General features: G+C 37.7%; 18 protein-coding genes. 2 read left to right on the forward strand and 16 right to left on the reverse strand.

The features are described 5' to 3' along the window. The first annotated feature begins 319 nt into the window (after positions 1-319). Complete coding sequence (typA, locus tag ACFILN_RS08300; RefSeq protein ID WP_375671264.1) at positions 320-2146, forward strand: translational GTPase TypA; 1827 nt, start codon at positions 320-322, stop codon at positions 2144-2146. A 79-nt stretch (positions 2147-2225) separates the two neighbouring features. Further along, positions 2226-2756 (forward strand): inorganic diphosphatase, encoded by a 531-nt coding sequence (gene ppa / locus ACFILN_RS08305; RefSeq protein ID WP_273790629.1) that lies wholly within the window; start codon positions 2226-2228, stop codon positions 2754-2756. Positions 2757-2809: 53 nt separating this feature from the next. On the opposite strand, the gene ACFILN_RS08310 is transcribed toward ppa, so the two are convergent. The 16 genes from ACFILN_RS08310 to ACFILN_RS08385 form a co-directional block, all read right to left on the reverse strand. After that, on the reverse strand, positions 2810-3124 hold the full coding sequence (locus tag ACFILN_RS08310; RefSeq protein ID WP_273790630.1) for a DUF167 domain-containing protein: 315 nt from the start codon (positions 3122-3124) through the stop codon (positions 2810-2812). Positions 3125-3146: 22 nt separating this feature from the next. Further along, positions 3147-3440 (reverse strand): YggT family protein, encoded by a 294-nt coding sequence (locus ACFILN_RS08315; protein WP_273790631.1) that lies wholly within the window; start codon positions 3438-3440, stop codon positions 3147-3149. A gap of 327 nt (positions 3441-3767) precedes the next feature. Continuing rightward, complete coding sequence (locus ACFILN_RS08320; RefSeq protein ID WP_273790632.1) at positions 3768-4328, reverse strand: invasion associated locus B family protein; 561 nt, start codon at positions 4326-4328, stop codon at positions 3768-3770. Between the two features lie 99 nt (positions 4329-4427). Continuing rightward, positions 4428-4949: an RNA pyrophosphohydrolase gene (locus tag ACFILN_RS08325; RefSeq protein WP_273790633.1), complete on the reverse strand. Its 522-nt coding sequence runs from the start codon at positions 4947-4949 to the stop codon at positions 4428-4430. Positions 4950-4988: 39 nt separating this feature from the next. Continuing rightward, positions 4989-6299, reverse strand: a complete 1311-nt coding sequence (locus ACFILN_RS08330; protein ID WP_375643375.1) for a S41 family peptidase — start codon at positions 6297-6299, stop codon at positions 4989-4991. After that, the gene (locus ACFILN_RS08335) at positions 6289-7533 is read right to left on the reverse strand and encodes a murein hydrolase activator EnvC (protein ID WP_273790650.1); all 1245 of its coding nucleotides are present in this window, start codon (positions 7531-7533) and stop codon (positions 6289-6291) included. The genes ACFILN_RS08330 and ACFILN_RS08335 overlap by 11 nt, the downstream gene beginning before the upstream one ends. A gap of 133 nt (positions 7534-7666) precedes the next feature. Continuing rightward, positions 7667-8149 carry a 23S rRNA (pseudouridine(1915)-N(3))-methyltransferase RlmH gene (gene rlmH, locus ACFILN_RS08340; protein ID WP_273790635.1) on the reverse strand — a complete coding sequence of 161 codons (483 nt, stop codon included), beginning with the start codon at positions 8147-8149 and terminating at the stop codon, positions 7667-7669. A gap of 1 nt (position 8150) precedes the next feature. Next, entirely contained in the window at positions 8151-8537 is a 387-nt protein-coding gene (gene rsfS / locus ACFILN_RS08345) for a ribosome silencing factor (RefSeq protein ID WP_273790636.1), read from the reverse strand. Positions 8538-8648: 111 nt separating this feature from the next. Then, positions 8649-9242, reverse strand: a complete 594-nt coding sequence (locus tag ACFILN_RS08350; RefSeq protein WP_273790637.1) for a nicotinate-nucleotide adenylyltransferase — start codon at positions 9240-9242, stop codon at positions 8649-8651. Positions 9243-9271: 29 nt separating this feature from the next. Then, positions 9272-10528: a glutamate-5-semialdehyde dehydrogenase gene (locus ACFILN_RS08355; RefSeq protein WP_375671266.1), complete on the reverse strand. Its 1257-nt coding sequence runs from the start codon at positions 10526-10528 to the stop codon at positions 9272-9274. Between the two features lie 45 nt (positions 10529-10573). Further along, positions 10574-11713 (reverse strand): glutamate 5-kinase, encoded by a 1140-nt coding sequence (gene proB, locus ACFILN_RS08360; RefSeq protein WP_375671268.1) that lies wholly within the window; start codon positions 11711-11713, stop codon positions 10574-10576. Between the two features lies 1 nt (position 11714). Next, positions 11715-12740: a GTPase ObgE gene (gene obgE / locus ACFILN_RS08365; protein ID WP_375671270.1), complete on the reverse strand. Its 1026-nt coding sequence runs from the start codon at positions 12738-12740 to the stop codon at positions 11715-11717. 173 nt (positions 12741-12913) lie between these two features. After that, on the reverse strand, positions 12914-13642 hold the full coding sequence (locus ACFILN_RS08370; RefSeq protein ID WP_273790641.1) for an RlmE family RNA methyltransferase: 729 nt from the start codon (positions 13640-13642) through the stop codon (positions 12914-12916). Between the two features lie 29 nt (positions 13643-13671). Beyond that, positions 13672-14982: a Ppx/GppA phosphatase family protein gene (locus tag ACFILN_RS08375; protein ID WP_375671271.1), complete on the reverse strand. Its 1311-nt coding sequence runs from the start codon at positions 14980-14982 to the stop codon at positions 13672-13674. Positions 14983-15886: 904 nt separating this feature from the next. Continuing rightward, on the reverse strand, positions 15887-16492 hold the full coding sequence (locus ACFILN_RS08380; RefSeq protein WP_273790643.1) for an invasion associated locus B family protein: 606 nt from the start codon (positions 16490-16492) through the stop codon (positions 15887-15889). Further along, on the reverse strand, positions 16489-16643 hold a 155-nt coding region (locus ACFILN_RS08385), incomplete at its 5' end, for a YadA-like family protein (RefSeq protein ID WP_375671273.1). The genes ACFILN_RS08385 and ACFILN_RS08380, both read right to left, overlap by 4 nt.

Below are 16643 nucleotides of genomic sequence, written 5' to 3' on the forward strand. Positions count from 1 at the left end.
GCTTTATACTTACTTACTCTTACAAGAGCTTATATAAACTCCTTGTGTCATATTGATAGAAATCAAGTTGACGGTGATTTTTTGGATAATTCTTAGCTCGAGAATAGAACATACGCACTATAAAAATCCTTTTACGAAGCTCCAGCAATTGAAGCTTAATAGAGCCTTAAAGACTTGGATAAATAGTTTTGTCATAAAAATATTGCCTCCATCTTCCAAAACTATAAAAAAACATGTAAAAGGTTTTTTTAATAGTCAGGCAAAGAATGTAAAGACTTTGCCTCAAATGAAATTTCATTAAACGAAAAGAAGAAAATTTATGCAATTGCGTAACATTGCCATCATTGCCCACGTTGACCATGGGAAAACAACGCTTGTAGACGGACTTCTCAAGCAATCAGGAAACTTCCGTGATAATCAGCGTACAAGCGAACGTATGATGGATTCAAACGATATTGAGAAAGAACGCGGAATTACAATCCTAGCGAAAGTGACATCTGTTGTTTGGAAAGATACTCGAATTAATATTGTTGATACACCAGGACACGCCGACTTTGGTGGAGAAGTTGAACGCATCCTCAATATGGTTGATGGAGCCATTGTACTTGTTGATGCTGCTGAAGGACCAATGCCACAAACAAAATTTGTTGTTGGCAAAGCATTGAAAGTAGGATTGCGCCCTATTGTTGCTATTAATAAAATTGACCGACCGGATGCACGCGTTGATGAAGTCATTAATGAGGTTTTTGACCTTTTCGCTGCTCTTGATGCAACCGATGAACAGCTTGATTTTCCTATTCTTTATGGATCTGGACGCGATGGATGGATGGCTGAAGCCCCTGAAGGACCAAAAGATCATGGATTAGGTCCTTTATTTGATCTTGTGACGCAGCATGTCCCTTCTCCTAGTGTAGCAGAAGGACCGTTTCGCATGATTGGAACTATTCTTGAAGCGGATCCGTTTTTGGGACGAATTATTACAGGGCGGATTCATTCTGGCTGTCTAAAACCCAATCAAAATGTCAAAGTTCTTGGACAAGATGGAAAACTTTTAGAAACTGGGCGTATTTCAAAAATTTTAGCGTTTCGTGGCTTAGAACGGCAACCTATTGAAGAAGGAAGTGCTGGTGATATTGTTGCGATTGCAGGTCTGCAAAAAGGTACCGTAGCTGATACTTTCTGTGATCCTACTGTCAATGAACCCCTTACTGCCCAACCAATTGATCCTCCTACTGTTACTATGAGTTTTCTCGTCAACGATAGTCCCCTTGCTGGAACTGAAGGCGATAAAGTAACAAGCCGTGTCATTCGTGACCGATTGTTAAAAGAAGCAGAAGGCAATGTCGCTCTTAAAATTGAAGAATCAGCCGATAAAGATTCTTTCTACGTTTCAGGACGAGGAGAATTACAGCTTGCAGTTCTCATTGAAAATATGCGCCGTGAAGGATTTGAACTTAGTGTTTCACGCCCACGTGTTGTTATGCAAAAAGATGAAAATGGAATAACTCTTGAGCCAATCGAAGAAGTTGTTATCGATGTTGATGAAGAATATTCCGGTACTGTTGTACAAAAAATGTCTGAACGTAAAGGCGAAATGGTGGAATTACGTCCTTCTGGAGGTAATCGTGTCCGCCTTGTCTTTTATGCACCAACCCGAGGACTCATTGGTTATCAATCTGAACTTTTAACGGACACACGTGGTACAGCAATTATGAATCGCCTTTTCCATGCTTATGAACCTTATAAAGGAGACATTGCTGGTCGTGTTAATGGTGTTATGATTTCAAATGACAACGGTGAATCTGTCGCTTATGCTCTTTTTAATCTTGAAGATCGTGGTCCTATGATCATCGATGCGGGTGTGAAAGTCTATCAAGGTATGATTATTGGCATCCACTCACGAGATAATGACTTAGAAGTCAATGTCTTAAAAGGGAAAAAACTCACCAATATGCGCGCTTCTGGAAAAGATGAGGCCGTAAAGTTAACGCCTCCCATTAAAATGACATTAGAACGTGCCTTATCGTGGATACAAGATGATGAACTTGTGGAGGTAACCCCTAAAAATATTCGTCTCCGCAAACTCTATCTTGATCCTAATGAACGTAAACGTTTTGAAAAAACACGTACATCAATTTCAAGTTAATTTCATAATCTCTTTGGTAAAATATTTATAAAATATTTAATTGTATTGAGCCTCACTATATTCCAGAAAGGATGTCTCTATGAATATTAAGGAAATACCCGTAGGCAAAAATCCACCAGAAGATATTAACGTTATTGTGGAAGTCTCCCTTGGTGGGCAACCAATAAAATATGAGATGGATAAAAAGTCTGGTGCATTATTTGTTGACCGTTTTCTTCATACATCAATGGTTTATCCTGGAAATTACGGTTTTGTCCCTCATACGCTTTCAGATGATGGTGATCCTATTGATGTCCTTATCTGTAATACCCGTCCACTTATGCCTGGTTGTGTTATCAATGTTCGCCCCATCGGAGCTCTAATGATGGAAGATGATGGTGGTAAAGATGAAAAAATTATTGCCATTCCCACTACAAAATTAACAAAACGCTATATCAATATTCATGACTATACAGATCTACCCGAGATTACACTCAAACAAATTGAACATTTCTTCAAGCATTACAAAGATCTGGAACCTGGAAAATGGGCTAAAATTGAAGGATGGCGTGATAAAAACTTTGCGCATGAATTAATTAAGCAAGCTGTTGAGCGCAATAAAAAAATATAACGATTTTAATAAAATAAAGCCTATTTAAAAATAGGCTTTATTCTTTATTTTTTCTACGAGATGCAATCTCTAAAGGATTGCCATATCTGCTTTAGCTCTTCTAAATGTGTTGAAAAGTAAAGTTGTTTGTAGCGAGATATTGCACCGTTTTTCAGAGAAATAGAAGAAGATGGTATTCTCCATTGCTTGGCAAGAAATTTAATGAGAGCTTTATTCGCTTTTCCATCTTCAGGAACAGCACGAAGGCGTATAACCAGATATTGTTTCTCACCATCCCTACATTCAATCCCTATTATTTTGTCAACGGACGATTTGGGAATGAGATATACAAACAAAATCAAGTTATTTTTATCAACTTGATAAAACATGTATTCGCCTCAAGTAATATTTCTATACATACATGTTTGCGTAAACGCGCCACATAAAAGTACGAATAAAATATATAATAATGAACACTACAATAGGTGAAATATCAATCGTTCCCAAATTTGGTAAAATTTTCCGGATACGGCTTAGAACGGGATTTGTAAGACGATCTAGAAAGCTTCCTATCAAAACAACAAAGCGATTGCGTGAATTTATGATATTAAAGACATAAAGCCAAGAAAAAATGACACTAGCGATTAAAATATCAATATAAATCTCAAAAATCAAATCAATCGTTCGAAGCAATGCATAAATCATGCGTCATCCCTTTCAATCAAGGAAACAGAAGAGCGTATAGAAAACCTTCATTAAAGCAGGTCTGTGTATCAAAAAATGGTTTTATATTTCAATACTCTTTTTTCTTGAATAAAAACCAGATATCTAAATTCTTCATCTCTCTATTTAATGACGATGCAGTTAGAAAACAAATATCAAAATTAAAAATAGAACATACAATAGAAGAAACGGCAAAAAATCTGAATATCCCTTATAGGATTAATCTTAAATCTCATCGTCTTAATTATTAATATATAAAAAACAAACAAACTAAAAACGGCCTTTTAAAGGCCGCTTTTAGTTTTAAAATTATTTCTGCAAAGCAGTCAAACGATTAAGAGCACTGCTAAAACCATCTAGCTGAACAAATAAATCATTCAAAGCTGGTTCACCTGCAGCAGCAATTGTCATCGCCAACTTTAACTGTTTTCCAGAACGTAAAGCTGCTACGTGATTTTTGTCAAAAACGACAGGAACCACACAACCTGCTGGTACACAAGTCCGGATACCGGTTTCGATAACAGCTTTTCCCTCATCAACTTGTAAACGAACAGGCTTAGAAACCAAAATGCCAAAAGGAACTGTTAAATTACCAGATACAACACCCTCAGCATCGAGAGTAAGGCCCATAGCCACAACAACACGCCCCTGCTCATTCACTTCTTGACGGTGCATAAAACAAATTCTTTTCCCTTCTTGTATACCACAGTTAATAGTCCACAAACCGTAGGTTTCAGTCAAAGAAGAAGCTCCATTTGGCAATGTCGCTGCCGCATCTTTTGATGCAGGAGGTTTTGAACTTGTTGCAAATGCAACAGATGAAATACTCAAGAGAGTAAAAACTATAAGTAAATTAAATAACTTTTTCATTTTATATTCCTGTTCTTTACATAAAAGAGAAACATGTTTATTATTTATTATAATATAAAGCATCTTAATAAAAAAAGCTTTCTCGTAATCATATAGCTTTTATAATGGTCTAAGGCTACCTCGAAATTCGCTGACAACTTTCGTATAAACGTGCTTTTTAAAAGAAACAGCAATCAACGGAAGGGTTTCTAGATCAATCCATTTCCATTGATCGAATTCCGCTTTATTGCCATCTGGTGGCGGATTAATCGCAATTTCAGAAAGCTTTCCTGTAAACTGGAAAGCAAACCATTTTTGTATTTGCCCACGATATTTATTTGTTAATGTGCACCCAATAAGTTCTTGTGGAAAATCATAATGGAACCAATTTTGTGCTTCTTTAATCAACTTCACAGATCGAATACCCGTTTCTTCATAAAGTTCACGATATGCTGCATCTAATGGTTTTTCATCTTCATCAATCCCTCCTTGAGGAAGCTGCCAACGATGAGATATTTCAATATCTGCATGAATGGGCATCATTAAACGACGCCCAACCCACACTTTACCGTCATGATTAAAGATAACAATCCCAACACATTTGCGATATGGAAGAACCTTCAAATTAATACCTGCATCCATTTAATATTCCTCAAAATCGCAAGCTATAGATATCAATTCTCACTTTAACACATCCTTATTGGGATCTGGTGGAAATGCTGCATTTGCCATTTCACCTCGTAACAATTTATAAGCCTCATTCAACTGGATATCATCTTTAGGGTCTTTGGGAACAAAAGCAGCTGAACCAGATCCTTTATTACTCTCTCGTTTTCCTTTGATATGTCCTTTTAATGCAGACTCACCAACTTTTACATCATAACCCTTATATTTTTCAGGGAGTGGTTGCTCTACAATAATATCAGGCGTGATCCCTGTTCCTTGAATAGAAGTGCCAGATGGCGTGTAATAAAGTGCTGTTGTTAAGCGTAAAGCCCCATTTTCACCCAAAGGAATAATTGTTTGAACAGATCCTTTACCAAAAGACTGCGTCCCTAAAATTGTTGCACGACGATGATCTTGTAATGCACCCGCAACAATTTCAGAAGCACTTGCCGAACCACCATTAATAAGGACAATGAGCGGTTTTCCATTGATGACATCACCTGGCTTCGCATCAAATCTTGTCACATCACTCTTTTTGCGCCCACGAGTCGACACAATTTCACCTTTATTGAGAAAAGCACTCGAAACATTAACAGCTTGATCTAAAAGCCCACCCGGATTAAGCCGCAAATCAAGGACGTAACCTTTTAGCTTATCTTCAGGAATTTTAGATTGGATATCTTTAATTGCCGCCAGAAGATTATTCAATGTCTGCTCAGAAAACTGGATAACTCTTAAATATCCAATATCACCCTCAACCCGATATTTCACCGCTTTTACTTTGATAATATCACGAATAATCTTCACTTCAAATGGCTTATCAACGCCAGAACGAATAATTGTTAAGGTAATTGGCGTTCCAGGAGCACCTCGCATCTTATTAACAGCTTCATTCAATGTTTGACCATTCGTTTGTACATCATCAATTTTTGAAATAAGGTCTCCTGCTAGAATACCTGCTTTTGAAGCGGGAGTATCATCCATTGGTGAAACAACTTTAATTAAGTTTTTTTCCATAGTGACCTCAATACCAAGACCTCCGAACTCTCCTTTCGTAGAATCCCGCATATCCTTGGCTTCTTCAGCATTCAAATAAGATGAATGAGGGTCCAGTGATGTGAGCATGCCATTGATAGCATTTTCAATAAGCTTTTTATCATCTGGAACTGTAACGTATTGCATACGCACACGCTCAAAAACATCGCCAAATATAGCTAGCTTTTTATATGCATTATCTTCATTATTCGCAGCAACAGACTGCACCATAATCATTGAACAGGCGCCGAGCAATACCCCAGCGACCAAAAGAATAACTTTACGAATCATTTTGGCTCCTTCTTATTTTTTCAGTCTGCCACCAAGGAGTTGGATTTACAGGTTTTCCCTGCTTTCTAAACTCAATGTAAAGCATTGGAGAAGTTTTTCCTATATCCAATGCAACACTGTTTGAAATAAATTGCATCTCCATTATACCCAGAGGCTCACCTGAAAGAACAAATTGCCCCTGTTTCACATTAATTCTCGACATTCCAGTAAGAATGATATGATAACCATTTCCAACATTGAGAATGATTAACTGTCCATAAGAACGAAATGGCCCTGCAAAAGCAACAAAAGCATCCACAGGTGATATAACAACAGCTCCTGCCTCTGTTTCTATCGTTTCACCAAAGCGCGTAATCTGCGAACTTTTGTTAGAGTGATGTATTCTTTTTCCTGAAACAGGAAAAAGTAAAGAACCTTTTCGGCTTTCAAAATTGGACTGTTCTAACAATTGCAAACTTTTCCGTACCTGTACTGATGCATCAGAGTTAAGTTTTGACTGACGATCGAGCTCTAAAATCAATTCTTCCAAAGACTGCGCTTTTTTAGCAAGAGCAATATTTTTTTGTTGCTGTTCTGTAAGTTCTTTTTCTGATTTTTTTTGTAGTTTGTTTTTTTGGTCTAATAAAAGCTCTAGACGTTTTCGCTGCTCTGCTTGATTTTGCAGTTTTGTCTTTAATGCCTTATATTCCGTAGTAATGGAATTACTCAAATTGGTCAACTCCTTGAGTTTTTCTGTTAAATCTCGTGTTTTCTCCTGCATCTGAGGAATAACAGTACCTAATAAAACAGAACTACGTATAGAAGCCAACGCGTCCTCTGGCTGTATCATAAGAGCAGGAGGCGGATTCAATCCCATACGCTCCAAAATTGCAAGAACTTCCGCAAATTCAGCACGACGATTTTTTAAACTTTGATAGACTTGTACCCGCTTTTCTATCATTTTTTTAAGCTTTTCTTCCCTTTTAGCAATATCATCTGCTACTATACGTTCTTCTTTAGCCGCTTTTATGAGTGCATCACTCAAAACACGTTGATCTTTTTTTAAATGCTCAACTTGATGCATAAGAAAAGCAACACGCTCACGCGAAAGTGAAATATTTTGGCGAATTTCTCCCAATTCTTTATGTACTTCCGTACTCCTCATTGTATCTTCCGCACGCGATACAGAAAAGCAAAAAAACATACTCAAGAGCAGAATGACAAATATGACGCACTCCTCATATAAATATAGCATCTTTCTATGAAGAAGCTTTTTCATTTGCAAAAACCATGACACCTCATCGTATACATTAGAGATGCTTTAAATGGTGTCAGCTAAAACAATATTAATAAACATATAAATAAGTGCTAAAAATTGCACAAAAATATTAAAAACGATGATACGGATGGTTATTTTCAATTGTTACAGCGCGGTAAAGTTGTTCTGTAAGAAGAATACGTGCAATTTGATGTGGCCACGTCATCAAACCAAAAGATAAAAGAAAATCAGCACGCTTCTTTATTTGTTCATTATGCCCATCAGGTCCTCCCAAAGCAATGACGACATCTCGAATGCCCTCATCACGATAACACCTCAATTTTTCAGAAAAAGAAATTGACGAAATCGATTCTCCACGCTCATCTAACACAATTAATCGACATTTTTCAGGTAAAAATTCAATAAGTTTTCTCCCCTCTTCCTCCATACGTTGACAAACTGTTTGAGCACGACTTTCTGGTATCTCTTGTAACTTTTTTAAATGAAAGCCTACATCTCCAGAAATTTTAGAAAAACGATCCAAATAATGCTGAACTAATTTTTGCTCCGCCCCACTTTTCATACGACCAACTGCAAAAATAGAAATTTGCATTTTAATGATCTCCGAAGAGAAGCAAAGCTGTATCGTTTAAATCCGGCGTCATCCATATTTTTTCTAAATTATAAAAAAGACGAATTTCTGGACGAAAAAGATGAGTGATAATATCACCTGTATCAATCAATACCCAGTCACCTCCAGCAAGCCCTTCTACACGCGCAAGCCCCTGCCCACTATCTTTCCAAGTATGTAATAAATGATCAGCAACAGACGATACATGACGCTGCGAATTTGCTGAAGCTATGACCATATAATCAGCCAAAGATGACTTCCCTCGAATATCAATAGCAACAATATCTTCTGCTTTTGTATCTTCTAAACTCTTGAGAATAACTTCAAGACTCTCACTAACAGAAAAAACTTTTTTTTCTTTTGAAGGCATAATATCGTAAGAGTGTTTGTGTGCAACGTTTTTCAGATCAATATCCTTTCTTATCGTTGTGGAATCTAAAAAAGAGACTTCTCTAAAGAGAAGCAGAATCTTATGAAATGTTCAAGAAAAATCATTCTTCTTCAAACGAAGGTTTGTTGAAGATTGAAAAGATAAAGGTCCATGCAAATAAGTCCAAACTGGTGGCTTGATAAAAGGTAATCGCTTACTTTCTCTCTCATCCAAACGAAAACGGCGATAAATATGTGCCATAGGAGAAGAAAGTGCTGACCGATTGCCTAAAGGACGATCAATAATCGCAATAGGAAGCATAGAGACGATATCATGCCATCGATACCATTGATGTATCGTCGCAAAACTATCTGCCCCCATAATCCATACAAAATTTACGCCACTGTAATGGGTAAGAATATGAAAAATCGTATCTACTGATACTTTGCTCCCTATAGCCTGTTCAAAACCTGTTAAGCGAATTTTTGGATGGTCAATAAGTTTAAAACTTAATTGCATTCTCTCCTCTAAAGAGGGCAACTGTGTACAATCCTTTAAAGGATTTCCTGGAGTGATCATCCACCATAACTGATCAAGATGCAAACGCCGAATGGCAATTTTTGCAACAAGAAGATGCCCCGCATGCGGTGGATTAAAGGAACCACCAAAAAGACCCACAACATTAGATCTTTCAACATGTGGCATACAATTTTTCCATGGAAAAAATGGTGTTCTCAAGCTCTAACCTGACCATTTCCTTTAACGTGATATTGAAATGATGTTAGCTGTCCAACACCTATGGGACCACGTGCATGCATTTTTCCTGTTGCGATACCAATTTCCATTCCAAAACCAAATTCACCTCCATCAGCAAATTGTGTAGATGCATTGTGTAATAAAATAGCTGAATCTAAATGATTAAAAAAATTCTTCACCACTTCCAAATCCTCAGCAATAATCGATTCCGTATGTCCTGATGAATAACGCTTGATATGAGAAATGGCTCCCTCAACACCCTCAACCGTTTTAACAGAAAGAATAGCATCAAGATATTCATGCGACCAATCTTCTTCAGAAGCTAATTTGACATCTGGCATAAGAAAAACAATATCTTCTGTGGCACGAATTTCACACCCCTTTTCCTGTAAAGCAGTTAAAACAGGAAGAAATTTTTTTAATGCTTGGCCGTCAATGAGAACTGTCTCAACAGCACCGCATATCCCTGTTCGCCGCAGCTTTGCATTTAAAACAATATTGCGTGCCATATCTAAATCTGCCGATTTATCAATATAAATATGACAAAGTCCCTCCAAATGAGCAAAAATTGGAACACGTGCATCAGACTGAACGCGGGCAACAAGGCTCTTTCCACCACGTGGTACGATCACATCAATCGCTCCATCCAATCCTTTGAGCATTTCCCCAACGGCAGCACGATCTGTCGTTCCAACCATTTGGATAGCATCTTTAGGTAAACCAGAGCGCTCTAAACCTTGTACCAAAGCTAAATGAAGAGCATGAGAAGAATGAAAGCTATCCGAACCACCGCGCAAAATCGCAGCATTACCTGCTTTTAAGCACAAAGAACTCGCATCAACTGTAACATTGGGACGACTTTCATAAATAATGCCAATCACACCAAGAGGTGTTCGTACACGACTTATATGAAGCCCATTTGGACGCGTCCATTCATCCATCACTTGTCCAACAGGATCAGATAAACGAGCAACTTGGCGAACACTGTCTATCATTGCACGTAAACGCAAATCATCTAATTTTAGCCGATCAATCATTGCAGCTTTCAAATTATTCTGAGCAGCATTCTCTAAATCTTGACAATTCGCCCGTAAAATTTCATCTGACTGAGCCTCTAGACTTAAAGCGATCATTTCTAATGCATTGTTCTTTTGCTCAGAAGAAGCAACAGCCAATGCTGCAGCGGCATAGCGTGCTTTTTGTCCCATATCTTTCATTTTTTCTTCTAAAGTCATCGTAACATCCACTCTGCCAAAACAATAAAAACAAAAGTAACTTTTTTAAACAGAATTGGTCAAGCAACGTACAATCATATCATTACGATGCACCATAGCAGAGCGCGCCTCATACCCAAGAATAGCTTCGATTTCTTCACTTTTATGTCCTATAATGCGTACAGCCTCATCTTTGTCATAGCTTACAAGTCCACGCGCAATCTCAACTCCATCTGTACCAACAATTGCAACCGTATCCCCACGCTGGAAATTTCCCTCAACGCCAATAACCCCTGCAGCTAATAATGATTTTCCTGATTCAAGAGCCCTAATGGCTCCTTGATCAATCGTCAAAACACCAGATGGATCTAAATGACCAGAAATCCATGTTTTCCAAGCATTGACAGATTTCTTACTTGCCGCAAAAAAACTCTTGCGTTCACCTTTGTCAATTGCAGCAAGAGGATTCATACGCTTGCCTGAGGTGATAATCATCGCCGTTCCAGCAGCATTAGCTATTTTTCCGGCTTCAAGCTTAGTCTTCATTCCTCCTCGTGAAAACTCTGAAGCAGCAACATCTGCCATTTTTTCGATATCATGCGTAATGGATGCAACAAAAGGTATAAATTCAGCCGTAGGATCACTATGGGGAGACTTTGTATAAAGACCATCAATATCGGATAAAAGTATTAAAAGATCTGCCCTCACCATTGTTGCCACACGTGCAGCTAAACGATCATTATCACCATAACGAATTTCAGTTGTTGCAACAGTATCATTCTCATTAATAACAGGCACAGCTCCCAAATATAAAAGCGTCTCAATCGTTGCACGTGCATTGAGATAACGCCTTCGCTCCTCCGTATCAAATAAAGTGAGCAAAATTTGGCCTGTTTTGAGCCCATGTTGAGCAAGCGCATCACCATAGGTTTTTGCTAACTCAATTTGCCCCAAAGCAGCACATGCCTGGCTTTCTTCCAATTTCAAAGCCCCCTTAGGAAGCTGTAGCAATGTCCTTCCTAAAGCAATAGCACCTGAAGACACCAATAATATCTCTACGCCTCCTTTGTGTAATTCAACAACATCATTGATCAAGCTTTTAAGCCATTCAACCCGTAAACCTGCCTGAGGATCAACCAAAAGGGCAGATCCAATCTTGACCACAATACGTTTATAGTGTGTAAGTTTTTGCGATCCAACAGCCATCTCAATCAACCTTGCTATCCCCTCTGATCTCCTCTTTGCGTGACATTTCAATAATATGTGCACCAGCACGCAGCACATTTTCTAAACCTTCGCGGCTAACCGCAGAAAACATCATAACTGGTTGATCCGCTGCTCTTTGTAAAGCTTCCCGTTTAGCTTCACGCTCTTCAATTGTCAGAGTATCTATCTGGCTTAAAGCAACAATTTCAGTTTTATCACTTAGATTATTTCCATATGCCTCAAGTTCATGACGCACAATTTGATATGCTTTTGCTACATCTTCTTCTTGAGAAGAAATTAGATGAAGCAGTACGCGACAACGTTCCACATGTCCTAAAAAACGATCTCCAATTCCCACACCTTCATGCGCTCCTTCAATTAATCCTGGAATATCAGCCAAAACAAATTCACGACTATCAATACGTACAACACCAAGATGAGGATGTAGAGTGGTAAAAGGATAATCTGCAACTTTTGGTTTTGCAGCCGTTACAGAAGCTAAAAAAGTTGATTTTCCAGCATTTGGTAAACCAACAAGCCCCGCATCAGCAATTAACTTCAAACGAAGCCATATTGCACGCTCTTCTCCAGCCAAACCTGGATTTGCACGACGCGGTGCCCGATTTGTCGATGTTGTAAAGTGAAGATTGCCAAAACCGCCATTCCCTCCTTTTGCAAGGCGATAGCGCTGTCCCACTTCCGTTAAATCACATATTAACGTTGTATTATCTTCTTCAAAAATTTGCGTCCCAACCGGAACTTTAAGGATGACATCATTACCCTTTTCACCCGTCATATTACGCCCCTTGCCATGCCCCCCTGTTTTTGCTTTAAAATGCTGTTGGTAGCGATAATCAATCAGCGTGTTAAGCCCATCAACAACAAGAGCCCAAACATCACCACCCCGTCCTCCATTCCCCCCATCAGGTCCCCCAAATTCTATGAATTTTTCACGACGAAATGATACTGCTCCAGAACCTCCATTACCAGAACGAATATAAACTTTAGCTTGATCAAGAAATTTCATTGGAAACACTCACTGAGGAATCAATCTCTTTACCTCTATAGGCAATACATTAGTTTTACCAGTTTTTCATCATTGATAACAGAAAAACTGTCACTATCGCCGATAACTCTTTGAGAAAAAAATCATCACATCTAAATAGGTTAAGTAAAGTTAAGTCTTCTTAAAAGAAGGCGCTATTCTTGTATTTTTGTTTTTCCCTTAAATTCAAGTGCTAGAAGATAAAGCTCTACTGATTCTGATCGGCTTGCGGGTGGTTTAACATGATAGACTTTTTTAAAATGCTGTTTTAGTATCGTAAGAAGAGTGTTTTCTGCTCCTCCTTGAAAAGCCTTTGCTAAAAAATGTCCCCCAGGCTTAAGAACCGAAAGAGCAAAATCAGCCGCAACTTCACATAAATAAATCGTTCTTAAATGATCCGTCTGACGATGACCTGTTGTTGGCGCTGCCATATCAGAAAGAACCACATCCGGTTTTGTCCCTAAAGTTTCAATTAATTTCTGCGGTGCATCTGTATGCAAAAAATCCATTTCCAACATGGCAACTCTAGGTAATGGATCAACATGTAAATAATCAATACCAACAACGCTAGGATCCTCATCACTTGACCCTACTATACGCTCAGCCACCTGACACCAGCCCCCAGGTGCTGCTCCTAGATCAATAACCTTTTGACCTTTTTTCAAAAACCTATAGCGCTCATTAATTTCAATGAGTTTATAAGCCGCACGTGAACGATAACCATCTACTTTTGATTGATGGACATAAGGATCATTCAGATGCCTCTCTAACCATCGTCGTGATGAAGCTTTAATGGTTCCTGCTTTCTTTTTTACGCGCTGATATAATTCATGTGACCCTGAACCTCCATAGCCACCTCTCGGTGTTTTTGTTGTTTTTTTCATCGTTATTCATTGTCTCCATATTTAATTCTCTAACGCTTGAAATCTCTGCTCTTTCTACGACGACACCATACCCCATCGCGTAACATTAGCTCTATCAAAATTCCTTCCCTTAATCCACGATCAGCAACTCTTAAACGCTGACTTGGCCAAACTTCCCGAATAACATCTAAAATTGCACAACCAGCTAAAACTAAATCTGCTCTCTCGCGCCCAATAAAAGGACTTATGACACGTTTTTCTATATACCATGATAATAGACGTTGTGTCATAAGTGTAATGTCTGCATCCTTCATCCAAATGCCATCCACTTTTTTCCTATCATAACGCTCTAAATTAAGATACATTCCTGCTAAAGTCGTAACTGTACCGGAGGTTCCCAAAAGATGAAACTTCGAACCTTGTGCTAACTCTCCTAATTTATGACGATCTGAAAAATTATTTAATAACCCTCGCACATAGCTTTTCATTTTTTCAAAATCGTCTAAGCTAATATCATTCCCTCCAAAACGTTCAGCAAGCGTAACAACACCAACAGGAAGAGAAGTCCAAGCGATAATTTGTCTAGCTAAACGAAAAGAACGCTTTTGAGAAACATCAAGTAGCACAATTTCTGATGACCCTCCTCCAATATCAAAAAGCACAATTGCGTCAGTATTTGGTTCAACAAGTGTACTACACCCTGTAACAGCAAAACGCGCTTCTGTTCGCCGATCAACAATTTCCAATTCAAGACCTGTCTCCTCCAAAACACGCTGAATAAAATGTCTACCATTTTCTGCAGAACGACAAGCTTCCGTTGCAATCAAGCGATAACGCTTAATATGCCTTTGTTTTAGCTTTAAATGACAAATCTTTAATGCCTCAATCGCACGATCCATAGCTTGTGTATTAAGAAAACCGTTATTTATTAAACCTTCTCCCAATCGTACAATACGAGAAAAAGCATCAACAACACGAAAATATCCAGGTTTACTGGGAGATGCGATAAGAAGACGACAATTATTTGTTCCGAGATCAAGTGCCGCATAAAGAGGTGGAGATTTTACTGAATGGAACCGTCGAAGAAAAGGTGCTTTGAGTTTTTTTGTTTTTTGAGCACCTATCATTATCTGATTATGAAACTCAAAAGCTGCCTCAGATTGAACAAAAACCTGTTTCTGTTCATAATGTTTTTTTCTCTGTTGTCTCTTTATATCAACAAGGACAGAGTATGCCTCTGTTCGTGACAATGCAGAAAGATTATTTGTATTACTACTGCACTGATCATACAACTGATCTGCTTTGGTATCGTATATTTCTCCTCGCTTTAACTCTTTTGAACCATAATTTAACGGGGTCATGTCCCTTATCCCTTGAGCGTTCCCCCAATAAATAAACGCGAAAACTCTTCTGCTCATTCCTAAATAAAGCAATAATGTAGCATCAAATGATATATACAAGAAATCATTCTTTCTTTTTCTATCATTAAAATTTTCTACACTAACATCATTCAGATTTTTGTATAATCTTTCGGTTGTTTCCGTGAAATCATGCATCTCTTTATGAACTTAAAACTATAAATTAATCGTTTACGTTCACATCAATTTTTATAAATTATGCTCTTTTCTTGATACCATTTACACGGAGCACACATCTATTGTAACAAACCTACACTATCATACTATTTGCTGACTTTTAAGGTTACAACAACCTATACATTAGTACGGTTTATAAGAAAAAAAATTTTTCGTTATCCACACACAAACCACGTTTGTTATATGCAATGAAATGGCTTTGATTATGCTGGAATAAAAGTTCCGTAGTACTACAAAATGCAATTACAATAGCTGTTATTTCGTGAATACCAATAAAAACTATCGTTCAAAAAAACTCTAGAATTATAAAATTTATCTGAAAAATATTAATGCTTAATCAGACCGCATTAAAAATCCATTTGAAGCTTAAAAAAAGAATTTAGTCTACTCATTATTGTAAGGAAGAAATCGAGTATTTCTAATCTTTTTTACTTTTAATAAATAACGAAATCACTCTTTAAGCATTATAGGAAATACTAACTTGATTTTCTATTACATATAAAGAACTTACTGTGACTTTATATTCATAAAACTCTCACTCTTTCCAATAAATCACCTCGATATCATATTATATAAAACTTCTTACTTATCTGACCTTATAATTTACACTCAAAAATATAATACAACAATTTATGGAAAAATGACTCTTGTTAAAAATACTCGATGGATTCTAAGGACGGAAAGAATTAAGTGCCGCATTTAACCCTTTAAATGGTACAGTAAAAGAAAATACCTTACCTTCTTTAGTTTTATAGGAAATACGTACCTTATTGTTCTGCTCTATTTGTTTAGTCAAAACCGGCCCTACAGGTGATTGTGCCAAACAAACCGTTTCATTACATTGCGTATAATTAATAAGAACAGGTTTTTTAACATCTTTTACAAACATTTGAATCGGAACATTTATATCAGAATTTGGCAATGTTCGAAAAAGCATCACTGCTTGACCACTTGTCGTAGAAACAAGAGACCAACTAAAAATGGTATTTCCTTCTTGATCATGAACCGTCTGTGTCACATTACATATACCTTGCTTATGTTTAAGCTTTTGTTTTTCGTCACAAATCAAAGTCCAATCATAAAATTGCATAATAATTCGACGTGTTTCGCCAGGTTCTCCCTTAGGTATCGATAAGTGCGGTGGATGCACCGTATAAATATTATTATTCTCGTTGGCAAAGCTTTCGCTCTTGCCTATTAAGGCAAGAGCAAACAGCAGAACCTTTACTAACATACTTCTCGTTTTTACAATAACAGCCATTTTTTCTATTATCATCTCAACCTCAGAGTAATTCCAGCGCCTATTCCCCAATGACCTCCAGCACTTGTCACAGATACATTCGAGCGAATATTTCCATCTTCAGATGTATAACCAGCACCAAGAGCAAGTGCAGATTGACTGCGCCATAAACCACTCCCAAATGAAA

Source organism: Bartonella sp. CL434QHHD, from assembly GCF_042195145.1.
Classification (GTDB): domain Bacteria; phylum Pseudomonadota; class Alphaproteobacteria; order Rhizobiales; family Rhizobiaceae; genus Bartonella.